Origin of the sequence: Streptomyces sp. NPDC047079 (assembly GCF_040643755.1) — a bacterium.
Classification (GTDB): domain Bacteria; phylum Actinomycetota; class Actinomycetes; order Streptomycetales; family Streptomycetaceae; genus Streptomyces.
The window spans coordinates 129,885-150,294 of sequence record NZ_JBEYUZ010000017.1; the positions used below are offsets into that span (position 1 = coordinate 129,885).

Below are 20,410 nucleotides of genomic sequence, written 5' to 3' on the forward strand. Positions count from 1 at the left end.
GGTGTCACTTCAGGCGGTCACGGACCCGCTCCCTGAGCCGGTCCATCGTGAAGCCCCTTGGGTCCACCTTGCCCGGCTGCCACTCCAGATGTCCGATCACCGAGCGCTCCGACCAGCCGTGGTGGCGGCAGATCGCCGCGCTCACCCGCTCGATCGCGTCGAACTGCGCGGCGGGCCAGGGGTCAGTGCCGTCGCCGAGGTTCTCGCACTCGAAGCCGTAGAAGTGGCGGTTGCCGTCGGTGTCCGCCTCGTCGGCGAGGGGCAGCGCCTTCTCGGCGACGACCGCGCGCAGCACGTCGTCGTCGCCGAGGCCCGCGTGGTTGGCGCGGCCGTAGCCCACCAGGTGCACCACCCCGTCCTTGGTGATGACGCCGTGGCACAGCGGTCCGGGAAGATCCGGCCGGCCGTCACGGCAGATCGCGACGGTCCGCTCGCCTCCCGTGGTCGCCGTGTGGTGGATCATGACTCCGTGGACCGGGCCCCAGGGACCCTTGTGGTTGCGGTTGTGATGCTCCCAGTCGCCGACCTCGACGACCGTGAGGCCCTCCGCCCGCAGCCGGTCGAGGAACGTTCCCGCGGACATGGGTGGGGCCATGGCCGCCTCCTTCTCTCCGCGCGACGGCCGCCGGTCGCCGCCGCCTCGTACCGCAGCTTGTACCGGTGACCACCCGGCCCGGACCAGCCTTTCGCCCGGCGTGCGAGCCGATCCGGTCAGCGGAGGATGGGACGATCATCGGCCGAACCGGCGGGCGGTCGGGCCCGAGCTGCCGCCGGGGCCGCTCCGCGAAGCGCCCCAGTGTGCCCGGACAGGCGATGATCCATTCCCGCTCTTTCGGGTAGTGGCACCGGCACTCTGCGTGCTGAGACGCTTTTCCCGCAGATCGATGCGTGATCGGGAGGGGCAATATCCATGTCGGTAGGCGAAGAGGTCCGCGCGGAGCAGAACAGGCCGCAACAGAGTCTGGGCACTGCGGCCGCGCGGAACCTGGCCACCACCACCAAGTCCGCACCCCAGATGCAGGAGATCAGTTCCCGCTGGCTGCTGCGCATGCTGCCGTGGGTGAGCGTGCAGGGCGGCACCTACCGGGTGAACCGGCGCCTGACCTACGCCGTGGGCGACGGCCGGGTGACGTTCGTGAAGACCGGCGACCAGGTCGCGGTGATTCCCGCGGAACTGGGCGAGCTGGCGCCCCTGCGCTCCTACGAGGACCAGGAGGTGCTCGGCGAACTCGCCCAGCGGTGCCAGCAGCGCAGGTTCGCGCCCGGGGACGTGCTCGCCGAGTTCGGCAGCCAGGCCGACGAGGTGTTCCTGCTCGCACACGGCAAGGTGGAGAAGATCGGCACCGGCCCCTACGGAGACGACGCGGTGCTCGGCGTGCTGGCCGACGGTGCCTACTTCGGTGAGCAGGCACTGCTCGACCCGGACGCCATCTGGGAGTACACGGCCCGCGCGGTCACCGCCTGCACGGTGCTCGCGCTGCCCCGCCGGGAGGTCGAACTGGTCGCGGAGCGCGCCGAGTCCCTGCGCGACCATCTCCGTGAACAGCGCTCGGCCCCCGAGCAGGCCACCAACAAATACGGCGAGAAGGCCATCGACCTCGCCGCCGGCCACAGCGGCGAACCGGACATCCCGCACACCTTCGTCGACTACGAGGCCGCGCCCCGGGAGTACGAACTGAGCATCGCCCAGACCGTGCTGCGCATCCACACGCGCGTGGCCGACCTCTACAACCAGCCGATGAACCAGACCGAGCACCAGCTGCGGCTGACGGTCGAGGCGCTCAAGGAGCGCCAGGAGCACGAACTGATCAACAACCCCGACTTCGGGCTCCTCAGCAACTGCGAGTACGAGCAGCGGATCCAGCCCCACGACGGGGTGCCGAGCCCCGACGACATGGACGAACTGCTGAGCAGGCGGCGCGGCACCAAACTGTTCCTCGCCCACCCGCGCGCGATCGCCGCCTTCGGCCGGGAACTCAACAAGCGCGGACTCGTCCCCGAGACCATCGACATCGGTGGCAACCGTATCCCCACCTGGCGCGGGGTGCCGTTGTACCCGTGCAACAAGATCCCGGTCACCGAGGCCCGTACGACCTCGATCATCGCCATGCGTACCGGCGAGGAGGAGCAGGGTGTCGTCGGGCTCAGGCAGTCCGGCATCCCCGACGAGATCGAGCCGAGTCTCTCGGTGCGCTTCATGGGCATCAACGAGCAGGCGATCATCAGCTATCTGGTGACGGCCTACTACTCGGCGGCCGTCCTGGTGCCCGACGCCCTGGGTGTTCTGGAGAACGTCGAGATCGGCCGCTGGGGGTGACGCCTTCGGTCCTGGTCCGCTCCCGGCGCGCCCCTGCGGCCCGGGCGTCACGTCCAAGCGGCACGCCGTGTTCCCGCCCGTCGGAGCGGGTACACCCACCGGGTGCGCGCCCGGTGGCGGAGGCCTCTCCGCCCGCAGACTCTTCGAGGCGGTCCCATGGGTGAGTTCATGACGGAGCCCAAGCAAAGCCCCACGCTCCCGCGGTGGAGCGCGACGATCCCGGCGGGGCGGCACGCCGCGCTGCCGGGACCGGAGCAGTCGCTCGACGGGCACGAGGCCGTGGCGATCCTGGAGCGCACCCGCGCCTCGGTCGACCCGGAGCTGCGCCGGGCCGTGGACTCGCTGCCCGGCTCGATGCGGCGGATCGCGCTCTACCACTTCGGCTGGCAGCACGCGGACGGCACCCCGGCCGCCGGCAACGCGGGCAAGGCGATACGGCCCGCGCTCGTCCTGACCGCGGCGCAGGCGCTCGGCGGACGGCAGCCCACGGCCGTACGGGCGGCCGCGGCCGTCGAACTCGTGCACAACTTCACGCTCTTGCACGACGACGTGATGGACCGGGACGCCACCCGAAGGCACCGCCCCACCGCCTGGACCGTGTTCGGCGATGCCGACGCGATCCTCGCCGGGGACGCCCTGCAGGCGCTGGCCCTGCGGCTGCTCGCCGAGGATCCGCACCCGGCGTCGGGGGCGGCCGCCGCCCGGCTCGCCGCCTGCGTCGTCGAACTGTGCGCCGGACAGCACGCGGACACCGCCATGGAGCGGCGCGGCCCCCACGAGGTCACCCTCGAGGAGGTGCTCGCCATGGCCGAGGCCAAGACGGGCGCGCTGCTGGGCTGCGCCTGCGCGCTCGGGGCGCTGTACGCGGGAGCGGACGAGGCGGACGTGGAGGCGCTGGACGCGTTCGGCCGCCAGGCCGGGCTGGCCTTCCAGCTCATCGACGACGTGATCGGGATCTGGGGGGACCCGAGCCGCACCGGCAAGCCGGCCGGGGCGGACCTCATGGCCCGCAAGAAGTCGCTGCCCGTGGTGGCCGCGCTCGCCTCCGGCACCCCGGCGGCCGCGGAGCTGGCCGAGCTGTACCAGGGGCCCTACGAGGACGGGGAGTTGGAGCGCACGGTGCTGGCCGTCGAGCAGGCGGGCGGCCGTGACTGGGCGCAGGTGCAGGCGGCGGACCGGATGGCCCGGGCGATGCAGGAGCTGTCCCGCGCGGTGCCCGACCCGGACTCGGCGGTCGGACTGCTGGCCCTGGCCGAGTTCGTGACCCGGCGCAGCACCTGACCGCCGCAGGACCCCGGAGCCCCGGCCCGTACGGCTCCTGACCCCGTACGGCGACCGGTGGCCCCGGCGCGGGGCGGCCCCGCACATCCCCACGGTGTGCGGGGCCCGTCCGTCGTCCCAGGGGAGGCGGTGCGCACAGGGGCCGCCCTACGCTGAGGTCATGGGCCGCCAGGACCAGGTCTGTCCGGTGTGCGGGCAGCCCGTCGCCACCGTCGTACGGCGCCACAAGACCTTGGGCGCCTTCGTCCCCGTATGGCGGCCCGGCCCGTGCCGAAATCCGCAGTGCCCGGCCTCCGTGGCGCGGGAGCCCGGGGCGCCGTCGGAGCCCGGGCCTAGGGTGGGCGGCATGTCGGAACCACTTGTGCACCTCACCGAGCGCTCCGTGTGGGAGTCGGCCCGCGCCACCGGCTTCTACGAGATGTCGACGCGAGGCGTCACCCTCCAGGAGGAGGGCTTCATCCACTGTTCCCTGCGGCACCAGGTCCCCCGCGTGGCCCGCCGGGTGTACGGGCAGTACGAGGGGCCCGACGAACTCGTCCTGCTCGTCATCGATCCGGGGCTCCTGACGGCCCCGGTGCGTTACGAGGCCGTGCGGCCCGGCGGCGAGGAGTTCCCGCACATCTACGGGCCGATACCGGTGTCCGCCGTGGTGGACGTGGAGGTCTGGGACCGCGGGGCGGCGACACAGGGGTGAGCGGAGCGGGGGGAGGACGCAGGGTGTGGCGGTGGGCGGTCGGGGTGTGGGCGGCGCTCGTCCTGGTGGGCGGGGGCCTCACGCTGTGGCTTCAGGACCAGAACGAGCCGGATCCCCCGGCCCGCTGGGAGCGTGCGCCGCAGCCGCGGCTGTCCGCCGCGGTGCGGGGGACGGAGTTGCCCGGCCCAGGGCCCTTCCGGGGAGCCGGCGATACTGGTGTGTGCGGACGCGACCGCTTTGTGGGAGCCGGGCCGTTAGCCTCCCCCGCCCGGCGGGGGAGGCCGCGGGGCGGAACGTCCTCGACCGGCCGGCGGGGCAGGCCGTTCGTCCACGAGCCGTCCCCGGCCGGTCGCGGGCGTGCACTTCAGCTTGGCGGTGGTCGCAGGCGCGCGTCAGCTGCGCGGGCGTTCCTTGAAGCGCAGCAAATTGCCCGCCGGGTCGCGGAAGGCGCAGTCCCGCACGCCGTACGGCTGGTCCATGGGCTCCTGGAGGACCTCCGCCCCGGACGCCTGGACGCGGGCGAAGAGCGCGTCGCAGTCCTCGGTGGAGAAGATGACCCCGCGCAGGATGCCCTTGGCGAGCAGCTCCGCCATCGCCTGGCGGTCCGCGGGGGATGCGTCCGGGTTCGCGGCCGGAGGCTCCAGCACGATCTCCACGTCCGGCTGGAGCGGCGAGCCGACCGTCACCCAGCGCATCCCTTCGAAGCCGACGTCGTTGCGTACCTCCAGGCCCAGGACGTCCCGGTAGAAGGCGAGCGCCTTGTCGTGGTCGTCCACCGCGATGAAGCACTGGGAGAGTTTCAGGTCCATGACCCCACGCTAGTGCTGCGACCGGAAAGGTTCACCGGCCCGCGACGCCCGGCACGGCACCTCGCCGCGTTGTCGCATCACCCGAGTACATCAAGTACGCGGGCGATGCTCGGCCTTGCGATGTCCCGCACCGCACGCCGCGAGCTCTCCGGCAAACCTTTCCGGCCACAGCACCAGGCGCTGACGTCAGGCCTTGTCGTCGAATCCCCGACCCTCCCGGCGGCCGACCGGGGTGCGACGACGGTGGACCTAGAGCTGCGCGCGCGGATCGGTGCGCGTATCGCCGGGGCGGCCCCGGCGCGGGCGCGTCAGCCCTTTCGCCACGCACGGCGGTATCGCCGCGCCGTGCTCGTGCGACCGCGCCCGGTACGCGCTCGGTGTCTCGCCCACCAGCTCCGTGAAGCGGGAGCTGAACGACCCGAGGGAGGTGCACCCCACGGCGAAGCAGACCTCCGTCACGGTCAGGTCGCCACGCCGCAGCAGCGCCTTCGCCCGCTCGATACGGCGGGTCATCAGATAGCCGTACGGTGTCTCCCCGTACGCGGCGCGGAAGCTGCGCTGGAAGTGCCCCGCCGACATCAGCGCGGTGCGCGCCAGCGACGGCACGTCGAGCGGCTGCGCGTACTCACGGTCCATCCGGTCTCGCGCCCGCCGCAACCGGACCAGGTCGTCCACATCCACGCCGCCAGCATCCCACGGACCACCGACACCCGGGGGTCGCGGGCCGGCCCGTCCTTCGCGGATCAGCGCACGCTTGAGGACGTTTCGCACAGGGGCGGAAAAGACCGCACCCGGCCCGTCATGGACGCCGTGTTCGGCGGCCTCGGGGCCGGGTGCGGACAGGGAGACGCTGCAAATCGAGGGGAGTTGCAGGTCAGAAGGCCTGATCGAGATCAGGCCTTCTTGGTCTCCCAGAAGATCTTGTCGATCTGGGCGATGTAGTCCAGCGCCTTCTGGCCCGTCGCCGGGTCCGTCGACGCCTTGGCGGCCGAGAGGGCCTTCAGGGTCTCGTTGATCAGCTGGTGCAGCTCCGGGTACTTCTCGAAGTGCGGGGCCTTGAAGTAGTCGCTCCACAGCACCGAGACGTGGTGCTTGGCGAGCTCGGCGCGCTGCTCCTTGATGACGGTGGCGCGAGCCTGGAAGTGCGGGTCGTCGTTGGCCCCCATCTTCTCCTGGATGGCCTTCACCGAGTCCGCCTCGATGCGGGCCTGGGCCGGGTCGTAGACGCCGCAGGGCAGGTCGCAGTGGGCGCTGACCTTGACCTTGGGGGCAAACAGGCGGGAGAGCATGAAGCTGTCCTTCCTCGTGATCGTCTTCTCAGGTGGGACATTACTCCGTAGGGGAGGGCTTTTCGCGAGTGCCCCCATGGGCTTACGACAAAAGTCCGGGGTGAAACTGGGACTGGTGGAGGATCGGACCGGGGAGGTGCCGGGGATGCCGGAGCTGTCACAGGAGATCGAGCGCACGAGGACCCTGCTGCCGTTGGGGGCGGCGGAGGTGACGGGGCCCTCCATGGTGCCCACGCTGCACCACGGTGACCAGTTGCTGGTTCAGTACGGGGCCCGGATCCGGCCGGGCGACGTCATCGTCCTGCGGCACCCCTTCCAGCAGGACCTGCTGGTCGTCAAGCGGGCCGTGGAGCTGCGGCAGGGCGGCTGGTGGGTGCTCGGCGACAATCCGTACGCGGGCGGGGACAGCACCGACTACGGCACCGTTCCCGAGGAGTTGATCCTCGGGAGGGTGTGGCTGCGGTACCGGCCGCTCAAGGAGGGTCAGCGCTCGCCGCTCGCGCTGGTGCGCTGGGTGCTCACGGCCGCCCGGCCCGTACTGGGCGACCGGTCGGCCTTCAGGCGCTTGCGGGCGCGGTAGGCGGCCACGTTCGCGCGTGTGGCGCAGCGGTCCGAGCAGTAGCGCCGGGAGCGGTTCGTCGAGGTGTCGAGGTAGGCGTTGCGGCACGGCGCCGCCTCGCACAGGCCGAGACGGTCCACGCCGTACTCCGTGAGGTGGAAGGCGAGGCCCATCGCGGCGATCGCCGCGTAGCCCGCGGTCGCGTTCGACGGGTGGTCCGCGAGGTGCATGTGCCACAGCGGGCGGCCGTCCTCGTCCCGGTGGTCGTGCCCGGAGATCTGCGGGCTCACCGGGAACTCCAGGAGCAGGGAGTTCAGCAGGTCAACCGCGAGGGTCTCGTCGCCCTGGTCCGCCGCCTCGAAGACCGCGCGCAGCCGGGCCCGGACCGAGCGGAAACGGGTGACGTCGGCGTCGGTGGCGCGGCGGGCCGCCGACTGGTTGACGCCGAAGAGGTCGCGGACGGCCTCCACCGAGGTGAGCGAGTCCTTGCCCCGGGCCGGTTCCTCGCTGTTCACGAGACGTACGGCGAAATCCGAGTAATAGGCCAGTTCCACTTGTAGTCCTTACCGGGGGCGCTCTATGGTCGTGGATGCGGTCGGGTAACAGACGATCGTGCATCAAGGGTATTACGTAACGTAGGCAACGGAGGCTCGCGATGGCGGACACGGACACCACGGCGGGGACCGACTGGGGCGCATGGCAGGAGAGCTGGGACCGCCAGCAGGAGTGGTACATGCCCGACCGCGAGGACCGCTTCCGGATCATGCTCGACATGGTGGAGGCGTTCGTCGGCGACACGCCCCGCGTACTCGACCTCGCGTGCGGCACCGGAAGCATCACCGCCCGGCTGCTCGCCCGCTTCCCCAAGGCCACCAGCACCGGCGTCGACCTCGACCCCGCGCTGCTCACCATCGCCCGCGGCACGTTCGAGGGCGACGACCGGGTCACCCTCGTCGAGGCCGACCTCAAGGACCCCGACTGGCCCGCGCACCTGCCGTACGACACCTACGACGCGGTCCTGACCGCCACGGCCCTGCACTGGCTGCGCACCGAACCCCTCGAGGCCCTGTACGGCCGGATCGCGGAACTCCTCCGCCGTGACGGCGTCTTCATGAACGCCGACCACATGATCGACGACACCACGCCCCGGATCAACGCCGCCGAGAGCGCCCAGCGTCGCGAGCGCAGGGACCGGGCCCTGCGGGACGGCGCTCTGGACTGGGCCGACTGGTGGCAGCTCGCCGCCGAGGACCCCGTCCTCGCCGCGCCGACCGCCCGCCGCTTCGAGATCTACGGTGAACACGCCGACGGCGAGACGCCCTCGGCCGCATGGCACGCGCGCGTACTGCGCGAGAAGGGCTTCGCCGAGGCCCGCCCGGTGTGGTGCTCCCCTTCGGACACGCTGCTGCTCGCGCTGAAGTAGCCCCGGAAGGCGCAGGGCCGGACCGCCCGCGCGCCACGGGGAAGGGGCGGCACGAGGAATTCGTACCGCCCCTTCGCGTCGTGCGCCGCGCCCCTTACAGCACCTTGGACAGGAACGACTGGGTCCGCTCGTGCTGAGGGTTCGTCAGGACGTCCCGGGGGTTGCCCGACTCGACCACCACGCCGCCGTCCATGAAGACGAGCGAGTCGCCAACCTCGCGTGCGAAGCCCATCTCGTGGGTGACGACGACCATCGTCATGCCGGACTCGGCGAGGTCCCGCATCACGTCGAGGACGTCGCCGACCAGCTCCGGGTCCAGGGCCGAGGTCGGCTCGTCGAACAGCATCAGCTTCGGGTCCATCGCGAGGGCACGGGCGATGGCCACGCGCTGCTGCTGGCCGCCGGAGAGCTGCGAGGGGTAGTGCCCCGCCCGGTCCGCCAGGCCCACGCGCTCCAGCAGCTGTATCGCGCGCTCCTTGGCCTCGGCCTTGCCCACGCCCTTGACCTGGACCGGCGCCTCGATGACGTTCTCCAGCGCGGTCATGTGCGGGAACAGGTTGAAGCGCTGGAAGACCATGCCGATGTCCCGGCGCTTCATCGCGACCTCGCGGTCGCGCAGTTCGTACAGCTTGTCGCCCTGCTGCCGGTAGCCGACCAGTTCGCCGTCCACGTACAGCCGGCCCGCGTTGATCTTCTCCAGGTGGTTGATGCACCGCAGGAACGTCGACTTGCCGGAGCCGGAGGGGCCGATGAGGCAGAACACCTCGCCGGACCTCACCTCCAGGTCGATGCCCTTGAGTACCTCCACCGCGCCGAAGGACTTGTGGACCCCTTCGGCCTTGACCATCGGGACGGTCGTGTCCTTCGCGGGAGAGTCGTTCTTCGTGAGCTTCTCGGTCATGCCGCGCCTCCCTTCGGACGGCCGATGGAGAACATGTTGGCCCTGACCTTCTGCCACGGGGTCGGCGGCAGCTGACGGCTGGAGCCGCGCGCGTAGTACCGCTCGATGTAGTACTGCCCCACGCTGAGGACCGACGTCATGATCAGGTACCAGGCGGCGGCGAGGAAGTACATCTCCACCGGGGCGCCCGAGTTCTGACCGATGTCCTGGGCGTAGCGGAAGAGCTCGGGGAACTGGACGGCCGCCACGAGCGAGGTCGTCTTCAGCATGTTGATCACTTCGTTGCCCGTCGGCGGCACGATCACCCGCATCGCCTGGGGGATGACGATCCTGCGCAGCGTCTTGCTGTGGCTCATGCCCAGCGCGTGCGCCGCCTCCGTCTGGCCCTCGTCCACGGCGAGCAGACCGGCACGGCAGATCTCCGCCATGTACGCCGCCTCGTTCAGACCCAGGCCGAGCAGCGCCGTCAGCAGCGGCGTCATGAAGTTCGACCAGTAGTCCTTGTAGAACGGCATGAGGTTGATGTACTCGAAGACCAGGCCCAGGTTGAACCAGAGGAAGAGCTGGACCAGGACCGGTGTGCCGCGGAAGAACCAGATGTAGAACCAGGCGACCGACGAGGTCACCGGATTCCTCGACAGGCGCATCACCGCGAGCACGATGCCGCCGACGATGCCGATCAGCATGGACAGGACCGTCAGCATGAGAGTCTTGCCCACACCCGTCAGGATGCGGTCGTCGAAGAAGTAGTCCGGCACGGCATGCCAGTTGATCCTGCCCTGGCCGAACGCGTAGATGATCGCGACGAGCAACGCGATCGCGATGACCGCGGAGACGTACCGCCCGTAGTGCCTCACCGGAATGGCCCTGATGGCCTCGGCGCCGGCCGCGGGAGTGTCCTGGTTGCCCGCCGTCTTGTCGATGTCAACAGTCACGGGTGTTGCCTTTCAGTGGCCGCGGAGCAACGGTCACTTGCCGCCGTTGATGACGGATTCCTTCACCGCGCCGTCCTCGGCGCCCCACTTCGTGAGGATCTTCTGGTACTCGCCGCTCTTGATGACCGCGTTCAGCGCGGCCTGCAGGGCGTCCCTCAGCTGGTCGTTGCCCTTGGCGACCGCGATGCCGTACGGGGCGGCCTCGACCTGGTCGCCGACGAGCTGGAAGTCCTTGCCGCCGCCCGAGGTCTTCACCGCGTACGCGGCCACCGGGAAGTCGGAGGACGCGGCGTCGGCGCCGCCCGAGCGCAGCCGGGTCTGGGCCTGCTGGTCGTCGTCGAAGGCCTCGATGGTGATCTTCTTGCCGCCGGTGCACTTCTTGGTCTCGCTCTTGGCGAGGTCCTCCGACACGGTACCCCGCTCCACGGCGAGCTTCTTGCCGCACAGGTCCGACCACGACGAGATACCGCCGGTGTCGCCCTTGCGGCTGTAGATGGAGACACCCGCGGTCAGGTAGTCGACGAAGTCGACACCCTCGCCGACCTTCTTGCCGGTGTCGGGGTCGACACCCTCCTGGCGGCTCTTGTTGTCGGTCATCGCGGACATCGCGATGTCATAGCGCTTGGAGCGGATGCCCGTGAGCAGGGCGTCGAACGTGCCGTTCTCGAACTGGAACTTCACGCCGAGCTGCTTGCCCATGGCGTCCGCGAGATCGGGGTCCATGCCGGCCGTCTTACCGGATCCGTCCTTGAACTCCACGGGCGCGTACGCGATGTCCGAGCCGACCTTGACGATCCCCGCCTGGCGGATCGACGCGGGAAGCTTGTCGGCCAGCGGGGCCGCGGCGGCGCTGCCCGAGCCGCCTTCGTCGCTCTTGCTCTTCGTCTGGTCACCGCAGCCGGTGAGCAGCAGGGTGCCCGCGACCGCGACGGCGCCGACCGCGGCTATCCGGGAGCGCGTGGCGGTCGAACGACGGGTGGAGCTTGCGGTCATGGTGGATTCCTCCGGCGGGGCGATTGATGCCGATGGGTCGACGAGAACACACACCTTCGGGTGTCGCGACCTCGTGTGGTTGAGGCATCTTGCCATTCGGTCGCGCATATTCAGGGGCGCCGCTATGTCAAAATCGGATAACGGGTGGCCCCCTTACTGCGCCCGGACCGCCATCGGGCCCGGGCTTTTGCTGGAATCGATCCTTCCAGCCGCAGGATCTTCGGCAGTTCTCACGATGCGGACGATTGCGGGGGAGCGGACGTGCCCACGAGTGGACATGTCGGGGACTTGTCCACATTTCCCGCCATGAGTCATGTCACCGGCGTGTGACCTTAGCTTTATGGACTCGTCCGGGACACCATCCGTCGGGTAAGAAGGTGCATTACACCCCTCATCAGGGGCTCAGGGCGCGTGTGCGGCGCGCCCGTCGCGTGTGCACCCGTACGCATCAGTCATCTGGGTCATACGCGGTGCCCGCCCACCCCTCACCAGGAGTGGTCACCCTCAACCATGCATACCTAAGGGGTACGACACAGTGGCAGCGGAGATCGTCAATCCTCGCAGCGACAACAGCGCGGATCAGGACGGAGGGGCCGAGCCCCACGATTCCTTCGATCCGGCGTTCGCGCTGCACCGCGGTGGCAAGATGGCCGTGCAGGCCACCGTGCCGGTCCGCGACAAGGACGACCTGTCCCTTGCGTACACGCCCGGCGTCGCCCGGGTGTGCACCGCCATCGCGGAGCAGCCGGAGCTGGTCCACGACTACACATGGAAGTCCTCGGTCGTCGCCGTGGTGACCGACGGCACGGCCGTGCTCGGACTCGGTGACATCGGTCCCGAGGCATCCCTCCCGGTCATGGAGGGCAAGGCGATCCTGTTCAAGCAGTTCGGCGGGGTGGACGCGGTCCCGATCGCCCTGGACTGCACGGACGTGGACGAGATCGTCGAGACCGTGGTCCGTCTCGCGCCCTCCTTCGGCGGCGTGAACCTGGAGGACATCTCGGCGCCGCGGTGCTTCGAGATCGAGCGCCGGCTCCAGGAGCGGCTGGACATCCCGGTCTTCCACGACGACCAGCACGGCACGGCCGTGGTGACGCTCGCGGCCCTGCGGAACGCCGCGCGGCTGACCGGGAGGGGGCTCGGGGATCTGCGGGCCGTCATCTCGGGCGCGGGAGCGGCGGGTGTCGCCATCGCGAAGATGCTCGTCGAGGCGGGCATCGGCGATGTGGCCGTCGCGGACCGCAAGGGCGTCGTGTCGCCGGAACGGGACGACCTGACGCCGGTCAAGCGGGAACTCGCCGGATTCACCAACAAGGCCGGCCTCACGGGGTCGCTGGAGCACGCCCTCGCGGGCGCCGACGTCTTCATCGGCGTCTCCGGCGGTACGGTGGCGGAGGAGGCCGTCGCGTCGATGGCGGAGGGCGCCTTCGTCTTCGCGATGGCCAACCCGAACCCGGAGGTCCACCCGGAGGTCGCGCACAAGTACGCGTCCGTGGTGGCGACGGGACGGTCCGACTTCCCGAACCAGATCAACAACGTGCTGGCGTTCCCCGGCATCTTCGCGGGCGCGCTGCAGGTGCGGGCGTCCCGGATCACCGAGGGCATGAAGATCGCGGCGGCCGAGGCGCTGGCGTCGGTCGTCGGTGACGATCTGGCGGCCGACTATGTGATCCCGTCGCCCTTCGACGAGCGGGTGGCGCCGACAGTGACGGCGGCGGTGGCCGCCGCCGCGCGGGCCGAGGGCGTCGCGCGACGCTGACGGCGCGCCGGGTGGGCGGGACCGTGTGACCCGCCCGCCCGTATCCCCACGGCCTCGCGGTTCCGCGGCGTGTACGGGGCCCTCCGGCGGGACACGCGTCACAGCCGGGCCGGGTTCCGTACGTCCACGGCGGAGCCTATCGTCAAGGTCATGTTCGCTGCCTACGCCGCCCGCATCGACCCTGACCACCCGCTCTCCGGCCTCGAGTTGGGAGAACGCCCGGCCCCCGAGCGGAGGCCCGGCTGGACGACCGTGAACGTCAAGGCCGCCTCCCTCAACCACCACGACCTCTGGTCCCTCAGGGGTGTCGGACTCTCCGAGGACAAGCTGCCCATGATCCTCGGCTGCGACGCGGCGGGTGTCGACGAGGACGGCAACGAGGTCGTCCTGCACTCCGTGATCGGCCAGACCGGTCATGGCGTCGGCCCCGACGAGCCCCGCTCGATCCTCACCGAGCGCTACCAGGGCACCTTCGCCGAGCAGGTCTCCGTGCCCACCTGGAACCTTCTGCCCAAGCCGAAGCAGCTCTCCTTCGAGGAGGCCGCCTGCCTCCCCACCGCCTGGCTGACGGCTTATCGCATGCTCTTCACCAACGCGGGCGTACGCCCCGGGGACTCGGTCCTCGTCCAGGGCGCCGGCGGCGGTGTCGCGACGGCCGCTATCGTGCTCGGCAAGGCGGCCGGGCTGCGGGTCTTCGCCACCAGCCGCGACGAGGCCAAGCGGAAGCGGGCCCTGGAACTGGGCGCCGTGGAGGCCCTGGAGTCCGGAGCGCGGCTGCCCCAGCGGGTGGACGCCGTCATTGAGACCGTCGGCGCCGCGACCTGGTCCCACTCCGTGAAGTCGCTGCGGCCCGGCGGCACGCTCGTCATCTCGGGCGCCACCAGCGGTGACCGGCCCTCCCATGCGGAACTCACGCGCATCTTCTTCCTGGAGCTGAAGGTGGTGGGCTCCACCATGGGCTCCAAGGACGAACTGGAGGATCTGCTCTCCTTCTGCGCCGCCACAGGAGTGCGCCCCGTCATCGACGAGGTGCTTCCGCTCGACCGTGCCCGCGAGGGCTTCGAACGCCTGGAAGCGGGCGACCAGTTCGGCAAGATCGTCCTGACCGCGGGCTGAGGAGGCCCCCGGTCGAGGGACCGCCGGCCGAGCGCCGTTCGAGACGGCGCTCGGCCCGGACGGTGGGTGTCATACCTTCCGGGACCGCAGCGTGGCGCCGATGTGGGCCGCCGCCGTCGACAAGTGGCTGCGGGCGTCGAGGAGTTGCTCCTCGGTCACGCCATGGTCGCGCGCCGCGTCGCGGATGTCGTCACGGAAGCGGTCCAGGAGCCGGTCGAGGGCCCGGGCCGGGTCGCCCGGGAGGTCCTCGTGCGCCCAGGAGGGTTCGTAGGCGCCGGGGAAGTCCTCGGGGGTCGTCGTGTACTCCGGCTCCTGCGCCGTCCCCGTGCGGCCGAAGCCGAAGTCCTTCCCGAAGCCCTTCCCGAACTCGCCGAATTCCTTGGCCAGTTCGGTCAGTCCCTCGCGTACGCCCGTCGGCCAGTCGCCCCGTGCGAAGTGGTCCTGCACCTGCTCCTGGACCCGCCGCGCCATGCGCTGGAGTTCCTCCTGGGCCTGGGCGCGCGCCCGCTCCTGGGCCTCCTTGGCCTGGCGGCGCGCCTGCTGGGCCTCCTCACGGGCCCGCCGGCTCTCGTCCTTGGCACGCCGGGCCTCCTCCTTCCACCCCTGCTTGGCGCGGCGCAGCTCCTCCTTGGCGGTCCGCCAAGCCTCCTTCTCGGACTGGTCGCCGGGCTCCCCGTAGGGGCCCGTGTGCTCCTTGGTACCCCGGCGGGCCCGGGAGACCGCGTCCCGCATCTCACGGCGCAGATCGCCCGCCGCTCCCCGGACGTCCGCCCGGATCTCGGCGGCCAGCTCCGCGACCGACTCGCGGATCTCCAGCTCCAGGTCGGCCAGCTCCGCGCTGCGGTCCGCCAGTTCGGCGCGGCCCGCGTCCGTGATCGCGTACACCTTGCGGCCGCCCTCGGTGGTGTGGGTCACCAGGCCCTCGGCCTCCAGCTTGGCGAGCCGGGGGTAGACGGTGCCGGCGGACGGTGCGTACAGCCCCTGGAAGCGCTCCTCCAGCAGCCGTATCACCTCGTATCCGTGGCGGGGCGCCTCGTCGAGCAGCTTCAGCAGGTACAGCCGCAGTCGTCCGTGGGCGAAGACGGGAGACATGTCAGAGCCCCTTCTGCTGGGTCGGGCCGCCGGTGGTGCCGTCGGAGGGCCGCGCGTCCCCGGGCGCGTCCCATGGCTCGTCCTCCTCGGGCGGGCGGCGCAGGACGGCGATCGAGCCGGAGACCGTGGTCGCCTTCACCCGGCCGTTGCCCCCGCCGAGGCGGCCGGTGATCCTCTTGGCGCCCCACTGGCCGGTCACCCGCAGATCGTCGAAGGCGTTGGACACGGTGCCGCTCGCCGTGTTCGCCTCGACCTCCGCGTCCGCCGGGTGGGGGAGGCGGATCGCTATCTCACCCGAGACGTTCGCCAGACGGGCGTCGGTGGGTCCGCTTGTCGGATCCAGGTCCAGGATGATCGAACCGCTCACGGAGTCGGCCTTCACGAGCGGGCAGGCGCCCTCGATGACGGTGAGGTCGCCGGAGACCGAGCTGAGCCGCAGTTCTCCGGTGACGCCCTGGGCCTCCACGTTCCCCGAGACCGTGGTGACGTGGACCGGGCCGGAGAGGGCGACGAGTGTTGTCTCGCCCGTGACGCCCTTCGCCTCGACGGTGCCGTCGATTCCCGAGACCACGGCGTTGGCGCCGATCACACCGACCTCCACGCGGGTGGACGCGGGGACGGCCAGGGAGACCACCGCGCTGCGGCGCCAGCCCTTGCGGTCGAGCCACTTGAGGAAGCCCTTCCAGGGCAGGTCGTCGTAGACCACCGTCAGGGTGCCGTCCTGGTGCGTCACCGTGAGCGGAGGGCCCTCGATCTCCGAGACCTCCAGGCGTGCGGAACTCTCGTCCGTGCCCACCACGTTGACCGTTCCGTTGACCGTGCGCACATGGAGTGCCGTCACGGGGGCGTCGAAGGCGAGCTTGCTCGGCTCAGCGACGGACCACTCGGACATGTGACCTCCTCGGCCGGTGCGGTACGGCGTACTCGACGGACGACACCGCGGGTGTGGCGACGGGCGCGGGGTGAGGACACCCGACGCGCCATATCGCGTCTTCGTATTCACGATATATCGCGGACGACCAAAGTCAAGGCACATGTCGGGGGAACCGCGGGAGAAGGGGGTTGACGAAGTTCGCGCAGCGCGGCCGTGCACGTGGGGGAGGGGGGTGGCGACAAGAGTGAGGGAAGAAAGGAGCGCGGGCGGAGAGGGCGAGGGAAGAGAGCAGCGAGGGCAGGGGGGATGTCGCGACACATCGCCTGTGCCGTCTGTGCGCGGGTGCGCGACTCCGTGCCGCTCACGGGCGCCGGCCGTCGATCCCGAGCCCCCGTCTCCGGCCTCCGCGACTGCCCCGTCAGCCGCCGCCTCCAGTCGGCCGCCGCCCCCGGCCGGCCGCGCCCGGACTACTCGTCGTCCTCGTCGTCCAGACGTGCCAGCCAGGTCGCCAGCCGCTCCACCGGCACCTCGAAGTCGGGGTTGAGATCGACGAACGTGCGAAGCTGCTCGGCGAGCCACTCGAAGGTGATCTCCTCCTCGCCGCGTCGCTTCTCCAGCTCTTCGATGCCACGGTCGGTGAAGTACATGCCTTCAGAATATGCGCCACTTGGCCGGTTAGCGGTCTCGCTCCGGAACCGCACGGGCGGCTAGCCTCGTCGCAGTTCAAGAGCCCGGTACCGGCGGCGGATCGGCGTCCGGGCGAGCGGAGCCGTGCACAGGGCGGGGGAGCCATGGACGAAACGCTGCGCGAGATCACACTGCCCGGAGGCCAGACGGTGCTGGCGCGGGTGACGCCCGGACCGGGCACGACGCCATCCGGCGGGTACGGCTCGGACGATCTCGACATCGGGGTGGGACGCGGCGCGGCGGCCAAGCTGGAGCAGCTGGGAGAGCTGATCCAGGGCGTAGGGCAGTCGGTCCTGGACGCGGCCCGGTCCGCGCGGCCGGACGAGGCGACCATCACCTTCGGTGTGGAGATCGTCGCCAAGCCCGGAAAGGCCATCGCCGTGCTCGCCGACGGAGAGGCCAAGGCGTCCCTCGAGGTCAGCCTGGTGTGGAAGCTGGACGAGCGCCGCGAGCGAGCCGCCACCGGGGCCCGGACGCAATCCACCACCGAGCCCCGCACGGATGTCTGAGCGGCGCGATGCCCGCCTCGAGCACCTGATCGAGAACGCCACGGTCCACTTCCACTCCGCGCGTCCCGATGACGAGGAAATGTGGGGCAGCGGCTTTCTCGTCGCTCCGGGCTGGGTACTGACCTGCGCCCATGTGCTGCTCGGTCGTATCGGGGAGGACGAGGAGGAGTTCCGGGTGCGCGGCCCCGGCCTGCACGACGGCCGTCCCGTCCCCGCCCGGCTCGAGGAGTGCCTCTACCCCGGACCGCTCGGCGAGCAGTCCCACGAGCGGACCCAGCTGCCCGTGGACCAGGACATGGCCCTCGTGCGCCTGCTGGACTCCGTGGAACACGAGTGCGTCTGGCTGAGCGACCGATCCGACCACCCGTTCGGGGACAACCGCATCGTGTACGGCTACCGGCCCCTGGCCGACGGGGCGGCCCAGGCGTGGAACGGCGAGGCCACGGTGAACGCCCACGACGGGCCGTACGGACTGCGGCTCGGGCCCAGCAACGAGTTCCCGCCCGGAGTCTCCGGCGGCCCGGTGCTGGATCCGGCCACCGGGGCCGTCGTGGCCGTCATCAAGTGCCGTCGCGGCGACCGGGACGGCGGGCTGTCCATAGCGGTCTCGTTGATGCGGCGGTTCGCGGCGTACCACCGGGTGATCGCCGAGCACGACCGATGGCACGACGGGCGCCGCAGGGCCGAGCACAACTGGATCACCCGGCAGGCCAAGCTGCCCGGGACACCGCGCGAGGCCGACTTCGACCAGTGGAGCCCCGTGGACCGCCGGAAGGCGCTCGCGCTGCTGGCGGCGGTCGAGCCCGCCGACGCCCCGCACACCATCACCCAGCTGGTGCGCAGGGCGCGCGGCGACGACCCCGCCGGGCGCCCGCACCTGCCCGTCTCCTGGCGCGACGGGCACGGACAGCTCTACGAGGGGGACCGGCCCCACGAGGCGTTCGTCTTCCTGCGCTACCTCCGCCTGGTCCAGCTGTTCCTGGAGGCCCACCACCCCGCGGACAAGGCCGCCGTCGAACAACTCGACGAGTGGATACGGGACCGGCTCGCCGACGTCAGGCCGTCCGTGCGCACCAATGTGGAGGACGCCGTGCTGCCGCCAGGGCTGCTGCCGGGCGGGCAGCGGACCGTGGAACCGTATCCGGGACCGGGCGAGCGCGGAGTGGTGCTGCTGGAGCTCGAGCCGCTCGACGACGACCACACCCGTTTCTACTGGACGCTGCGCATCGACGACGGGGGTGAGAACAGCGATGTGCCCCGCTATGGCGTGACCACCGGTCCCGGCGTCATCCGGGACCACCTGCGGGACGCGCTCGACGAGCCGCTCGCCAAGGCCTTCGAGTCGGTGGACCGGCCAGAGCTGCCGGCGCCGCTCGAGGTCGCCCTGGACCTCTCGAATTTCGACACCCCCGTCCACACCTGGCAGATCTACGACTCAGCGCCGCTGTGGGACCGGGTGCGCCAGCAACTCCTCGGCGTGCGCCGTCCCGTGGTCATCCGCGACATCGAGCGCCGGGGAGTTCCGGCCGAATCCTGGGACAGCCGCTGGGCGGAGACGCTGTCCCGCGGACGGCTGACCGCGAGGGGGACCGTCTTCGACGGCGAGCCCCTGGAGGCCCACCGGTTCGCGCAGATGCCCCCCGGACACATCCCCGTGCAGTGCCGGCGGGCCGGATCGGGGGCCGGCCGGACGGCGATGCGCCTGGCCCTGGACGCCGGACACGGAATAGCGCTGTGGCACTCCGGGGACCACCCGGGGCACGAGTGCGGTGCCCGCTGCGACGACCTCCACCGGTCGACCGTCGGCTTCCTGGCGGAGGTGGCCGACCCGGCTGAACTGCCGGACCGTCTCCGTCGTATCAGAGAGCACATCAGCACGGGGAACGGACATGAGTGGGCCGGCGAGGTCGCCGTCCTCTATGACGACCGGCGCCGTCCCCTCCCCGCGGAAGAGGGGGTGTTCGACGCCCCATGAGCCCCACTGGACACCCGGCGACACCCTTGTACGGCTGTCCGGAAATCGACTGCCGCCGCCTCGTGGACGGGTACGTTTTCAGGGGCCCGTTGTGGGCGCCGCCTGCCCTCGTCGGCCGTGACGCGCCGTGCCATCGATCGTCGACGAGGAGCGAACCATGAGCGAGTGGCTGGTCTACCAGGGCAAGGGCGAGCCCGAGCCGGCGCGCGTCGACTCCCTGCCGCCGCCCCCGCGCTGGCGCCGGTTCGACGGCGAGCCCCTGGACGACGTGTACCCCGTACCCACGATCGACAGCGCCTCCTCCCGACGGCTCGGCCGCCGCCCCCCGCTGCCCGTGCAGGACCCACGGGCCGTGGAGCTCATCAACGCGGCTCTCTACTTGAGGCGCCCCCTGCTGGTCACGGGCGAGCCCGGCTCGGGCAAGAGCACCCTGGCGCATGCGCTGGCGCACGAACTGGGGCTCGGCCGCGTTCTTCAGTGGCCCATCGTCAGCCGCACCGAGCTGAAGTCGGGGCTGTACGCCTACGACGCGATCGGCCGCCTCCAGGACGCGCAACTGGACCGGGCGGGCGCCGAGGAGACGGAGGAGTCGGCCGGGGCGCGCCGCGACCTCTCGATCGGGCGTTACATCCGGCTGGGCCCGCTGGGCACGGCCCTGCTCCCGATGAAACGCCCCCGGGTGCTGCTCATCGACGAACTGGACAAGAGCGACATCGACCTGCCGAACGACCTGCTCAACGTCGTAGAGGAGGGAGAGTTCGGCATCCCCGAGCTGGAGCGCATCGCCGACCGCCCCGGCCAGCGGACCGTGCAGGTCCTCACCGACGACGGGCAGCGGGCGCCCGTCACCGGGGGGCGGGTCCGCTGCCACGCGTTCCCCGTGATCGTGATGACGAGCAACGGCGAGCGCGAGTTTCCGGCCCCGCTGCTGCGCCGGTGCGTCCATCTGCACCTCGACCCGCCGCGCGGCGACCGGCTCGCCGCCATGGTGCAGGCCCACTTCGGCGAAGGCGCCGACCGTGAACACCACGACCTGATGGAGCTGTTCACCACGGACGGACCGGGTCCGTACCGGCCGACCGACCAGCTGCTCAACGCCATCTTCCTCACCCAGCGGGTGGCTCCGCCGGGCAGTCCGGGCCGTACGGAGCTGGCGCGGCTGCTGATGGGCTCACCCGACTCCGGACAGCGGTAACC

Annotated in this window: 21 protein-coding genes; 10 read left to right on the top strand and 11 right to left on the bottom strand. The window is 71.0% G+C overall.

Annotation, left to right across the window (positions count from 1 at the left end):
• Nucleotides 1–4: 4 nt before the first annotated feature.
• Nucleotides 5–595, bottom strand: a complete 591-nt coding sequence (locus ABZ823_RS22160) for an N-acetylmuramoyl-L-alanine amidase (protein WP_361662924.1) — start codon at nt 593–595, stop codon at nt 5–7.
• Between the two features lie 315 nt (nt 596–910).
• On the opposite strand from ABZ823_RS22160, the gene ABZ823_RS22165 reads away from it, so the two are divergent.
• From ABZ823_RS22165 to ABZ823_RS22175, 3 genes are all read left to right on the top strand, one after another.
• Nucleotides 911–2,317 carry a family 2B encapsulin nanocompartment shell protein gene (locus ABZ823_RS22165; RefSeq protein ID WP_361662927.1) on the top strand — a complete coding sequence of 469 codons (1,407 nt, stop codon included), beginning with the start codon at nt 911–913 and terminating at the stop codon, nt 2,315–2,317.
• A 156-nt stretch (nt 2,318–2,473) separates the two neighbouring features.
• Complete coding sequence (locus tag ABZ823_RS22170; protein WP_361662930.1) at nt 2,474–3,598, top strand: family 2 encapsulin nanocompartment cargo protein polyprenyl transferase; 1,125 nt, start codon at nt 2,474–2,476, stop codon at nt 3,596–3,598.
• Nucleotides 3,599–3,944: 346 nt separating this feature from the next.
• Nucleotides 3,945–4,292 (top strand): DUF952 domain-containing protein, encoded by a 348-nt coding sequence (locus ABZ823_RS22175; RefSeq protein ID WP_361663012.1) that lies wholly within the window; start codon nt 3,945–3,947, stop codon nt 4,290–4,292.
• A 392-nt stretch (nt 4,293–4,684) separates the two neighbouring features.
• Here the strand turns inward: ABZ823_RS22175 and ABZ823_RS22180 are convergent, their stop codons facing one another.
• From ABZ823_RS22180 to sodN, 3 genes are all read right to left on the bottom strand, one after another.
• Entirely contained in the window at nt 4,685–5,101 is a 417-nt protein-coding gene (locus ABZ823_RS22180) for a VOC family protein (protein WP_361662933.1), read from the bottom strand.
• A gap of 249 nt (nt 5,102–5,350) precedes the next feature.
• Nucleotides 5,351–5,782, bottom strand: coding sequence for a helix-turn-helix transcriptional regulator (locus ABZ823_RS22185; protein ID WP_361662936.1), 432 nt, complete (start codon nt 5,780–5,782; stop codon nt 5,351–5,353).
• Between the two features lie 212 nt (nt 5,783–5,994).
• Nucleotides 5,995–6,390: a superoxide dismutase, Ni gene (gene sodN, locus ABZ823_RS22190; RefSeq protein WP_361662939.1), complete on the bottom strand. Its 396-nt coding sequence runs from the start codon at nt 6,388–6,390 to the stop codon at nt 5,995–5,997.
• 145 nt (nt 6,391–6,535) lie between these two features.
• On the opposite strand from sodN, the gene sodX reads away from it, so the two are divergent.
• Nucleotides 6,536–6,970 (top strand): nickel-type superoxide dismutase maturation protease, encoded by a 435-nt coding sequence (gene sodX, locus ABZ823_RS22195; RefSeq protein ID WP_361662942.1) that lies wholly within the window; start codon nt 6,536–6,538, stop codon nt 6,968–6,970.
• Here the strand turns inward: sodX and ABZ823_RS22200 are convergent.
• Nucleotides 6,874–7,503 carry a CGNR zinc finger domain-containing protein gene (locus ABZ823_RS22200; RefSeq protein ID WP_361662945.1) on the bottom strand — a complete coding sequence of 210 codons (630 nt, stop codon included), beginning with the start codon at nt 7,501–7,503 and terminating at the stop codon, nt 6,874–6,876. The two genes, sodX and ABZ823_RS22200, sit on opposite strands and share 97 nt — an antisense overlap.
• A 101-nt stretch (nt 7,504–7,604) precedes the next feature.
• Here ABZ823_RS22200 and ABZ823_RS22205 point away from each other — a divergent pair, with 101 nt between their 5' ends.
• Nucleotides 7,605–8,372, top strand: coding sequence for a class I SAM-dependent methyltransferase (locus tag ABZ823_RS22205; RefSeq protein WP_361662948.1), 768 nt, complete (start codon nt 7,605–7,607; stop codon nt 8,370–8,372).
• A gap of 94 nt (nt 8,373–8,466) precedes the next feature.
• On the opposite strand, the gene ABZ823_RS22210 is transcribed toward ABZ823_RS22205, so the two are convergent.
• Genes ABZ823_RS22210 through ABZ823_RS22220 form a run of 3 tightly spaced genes read right to left on the bottom strand, consistent with a single transcriptional unit; the run spans nt 8,467 to nt 11,201 of the window.
• Nucleotides 8,467–9,273, bottom strand: coding sequence for an amino acid ABC transporter ATP-binding protein (locus ABZ823_RS22210; protein ID WP_361662950.1), 807 nt, complete (start codon nt 9,271–9,273; stop codon nt 8,467–8,469).
• Complete coding sequence (locus ABZ823_RS22215) at nt 9,270–10,208, bottom strand: amino acid ABC transporter permease (protein WP_361662953.1); 939 nt, start codon at nt 10,206–10,208, stop codon at nt 9,270–9,272. Before ABZ823_RS22215 ends, ABZ823_RS22210 begins: the two co-directional genes overlap by 4 nt.
• 33 nt (nt 10,209–10,241) lie before the next feature.
• The gene (locus ABZ823_RS22220) at nt 10,242–11,201 is read right to left on the bottom strand and encodes an ABC transporter substrate-binding protein (RefSeq protein WP_361662956.1); all 960 of its coding nucleotides are present in this window, start codon (nt 11,199–11,201) and stop codon (nt 10,242–10,244) included.
• A gap of 535 nt (nt 11,202–11,736) precedes the next feature.
• On the opposite strand from ABZ823_RS22220, the gene ABZ823_RS22225 reads away from it, so the two are divergent.
• On the top strand, nt 11,737–12,960 hold the full coding sequence (locus tag ABZ823_RS22225) for an NADP-dependent malic enzyme (protein WP_361662958.1): 1,224 nt from the start codon (nt 11,737–11,739) through the stop codon (nt 12,958–12,960).
• A gap of 150 nt (nt 12,961–13,110) precedes the next feature.
• Nucleotides 13,111–14,076 carry a zinc-binding dehydrogenase gene (locus ABZ823_RS22230; RefSeq protein ID WP_361662961.1) on the top strand — a complete coding sequence of 322 codons (966 nt, stop codon included), beginning with the start codon at nt 13,111–13,113 and terminating at the stop codon, nt 14,074–14,076.
• Between the two features lie 69 nt (nt 14,077–14,145).
• Here the strand turns inward: ABZ823_RS22230 and ABZ823_RS22235 are convergent, their stop codons facing one another.
• The 3 genes from ABZ823_RS22235 to ABZ823_RS22245 all read right to left on the bottom strand — a co-directional run bounded on the left by ABZ823_RS22235 (nt 14,146) and on the right by ABZ823_RS22245 (nt 16,689).
• A complete protein-coding gene (locus tag ABZ823_RS22235; protein WP_361662964.1) occupies nt 14,146–15,168 on the bottom strand; it encodes a helix-turn-helix transcriptional regulator in 1,023 nt (340 codons plus the stop codon).
• 1 nt (nt 15,169) lies between these two features.
• Entirely contained in the window at nt 15,170–16,060 is an 891-nt protein-coding gene (locus ABZ823_RS22240) for a DUF4097 family beta strand repeat-containing protein (RefSeq protein WP_361662967.1), read from the bottom strand.
• Nucleotides 16,061–16,509: 449 nt separating this feature from the next.
• Nucleotides 16,510–16,689, bottom strand: coding sequence for a DUF6104 family protein (locus ABZ823_RS22245; RefSeq protein ID WP_028420339.1), 180 nt, complete (start codon nt 16,687–16,689; stop codon nt 16,510–16,512).
• 144 nt (nt 16,690–16,833) lie between these two features.
• On the opposite strand from ABZ823_RS22245, the gene ABZ823_RS22250 reads away from it, so the two are divergent.
• From ABZ823_RS22250 to ABZ823_RS22260, 3 genes are all read left to right on the top strand, one after another.
• A complete protein-coding gene (locus ABZ823_RS22250) occupies nt 16,834–17,238 on the top strand; it encodes a CU044_2847 family protein (RefSeq protein ID WP_361662970.1) in 405 nt (134 codons plus the stop codon).
• The gene (locus ABZ823_RS22255) at nt 17,231–19,213 is read left to right on the top strand and encodes a trypsin-like peptidase domain-containing protein (protein ID WP_361662973.1); all 1,983 of its coding nucleotides are present in this window, start codon (nt 17,231–17,233) and stop codon (nt 19,211–19,213) included. Before ABZ823_RS22250 ends, ABZ823_RS22255 begins: the two co-directional genes overlap by 8 nt.
• Nucleotides 19,214–19,370: 157 nt before the next feature.
• Complete coding sequence (locus ABZ823_RS22260) at nt 19,371–20,408, top strand: MoxR family ATPase (protein WP_361662976.1); 1,038 nt, start codon at nt 19,371–19,373, stop codon at nt 20,406–20,408.
• Nucleotides 20,409–20,410 lie beyond the last annotated feature (2 nt).

Coding starts and splice junctions, on each gene's coding strand:
- ABZ823_RS22245 (WP_028420339.1), bottom strand. CDS start 16,689: ATGTACTTCACCGACCGTGGCATCGAAGAGCTGGAGAAGCGACGCGGC.
- ABZ823_RS22235 (WP_361662964.1), bottom strand. CDS start 15,168: ATGTCTCCCGTCTTCGCCCACGGACGACTGCGGCTGTACCTGCTGAAG.
- ABZ823_RS22250 (WP_361662970.1), top strand. CDS start 16,834: ATGGACGAAACGCTGCGCGAGATCACACTGCCCGGAGGCCAGACGGTG.
- ABZ823_RS22170 (WP_361662930.1), top strand. CDS start 2,474: ATGGGTGAGTTCATGACGGAGCCCAAGCAAAGCCCCACGCTCCCGCGG.
- ABZ823_RS22160 (WP_361662924.1), bottom strand. CDS start 595: ATGGCCCCACCCATGTCCGCGGGAACGTTCCTCGACCGGCTGCGGGCG.
- sodX (WP_361662942.1), top strand. CDS start 6,536: ATGCCGGAGCTGTCACAGGAGATCGAGCGCACGAGGACCCTGCTGCCG.
- ABZ823_RS22210 (WP_361662950.1), bottom strand. CDS start 9,273: ATGACCGAGAAGCTCACGAAGAACGACTCTCCCGCGAAGGACACGACC.
- ABZ823_RS22205 (WP_361662948.1), top strand. CDS start 7,605: ATGGCGGACACGGACACCACGGCGGGGACCGACTGGGGCGCATGGCAG.
- ABZ823_RS22240 (WP_361662967.1), bottom strand. CDS start 16,060: ATGTCCGAGTGGTCCGTCGCTGAGCCGAGCAAGCTCGCCTTCGACGCC.
- ABZ823_RS22165 (WP_361662927.1), top strand. CDS start 911: ATGTCGGTAGGCGAAGAGGTCCGCGCGGAGCAGAACAGGCCGCAACAG.
- ABZ823_RS22180 (WP_361662933.1), bottom strand. CDS start 5,101: ATGGACCTGAAACTCTCCCAGTGCTTCATCGCGGTGGACGACCACGAC.
- sodN (WP_361662939.1), bottom strand. CDS start 6,390: ATGCTCTCCCGCCTGTTTGCCCCCAAGGTCAAGGTCAGCGCCCACTGC.
- ABZ823_RS22230 (WP_361662961.1), top strand. CDS start 13,111: ATGTTCGCTGCCTACGCCGCCCGCATCGACCCTGACCACCCGCTCTCC.
- ABZ823_RS22260 (WP_361662976.1), top strand. CDS start 19,371: ATGAGCGAGTGGCTGGTCTACCAGGGCAAGGGCGAGCCCGAGCCGGCG.
- ABZ823_RS22220 (WP_361662956.1), bottom strand. CDS start 11,201: ATGACCGCAAGCTCCACCCGTCGTTCGACCGCCACGCGCTCCCGGATA.
- ABZ823_RS22255 (WP_361662973.1), top strand. CDS start 17,231: ATGTCTGAGCGGCGCGATGCCCGCCTCGAGCACCTGATCGAGAACGCC.
- ABZ823_RS22175 (WP_361663012.1), top strand. CDS start 3,945: ATGTCGGAACCACTTGTGCACCTCACCGAGCGCTCCGTGTGGGAGTCG.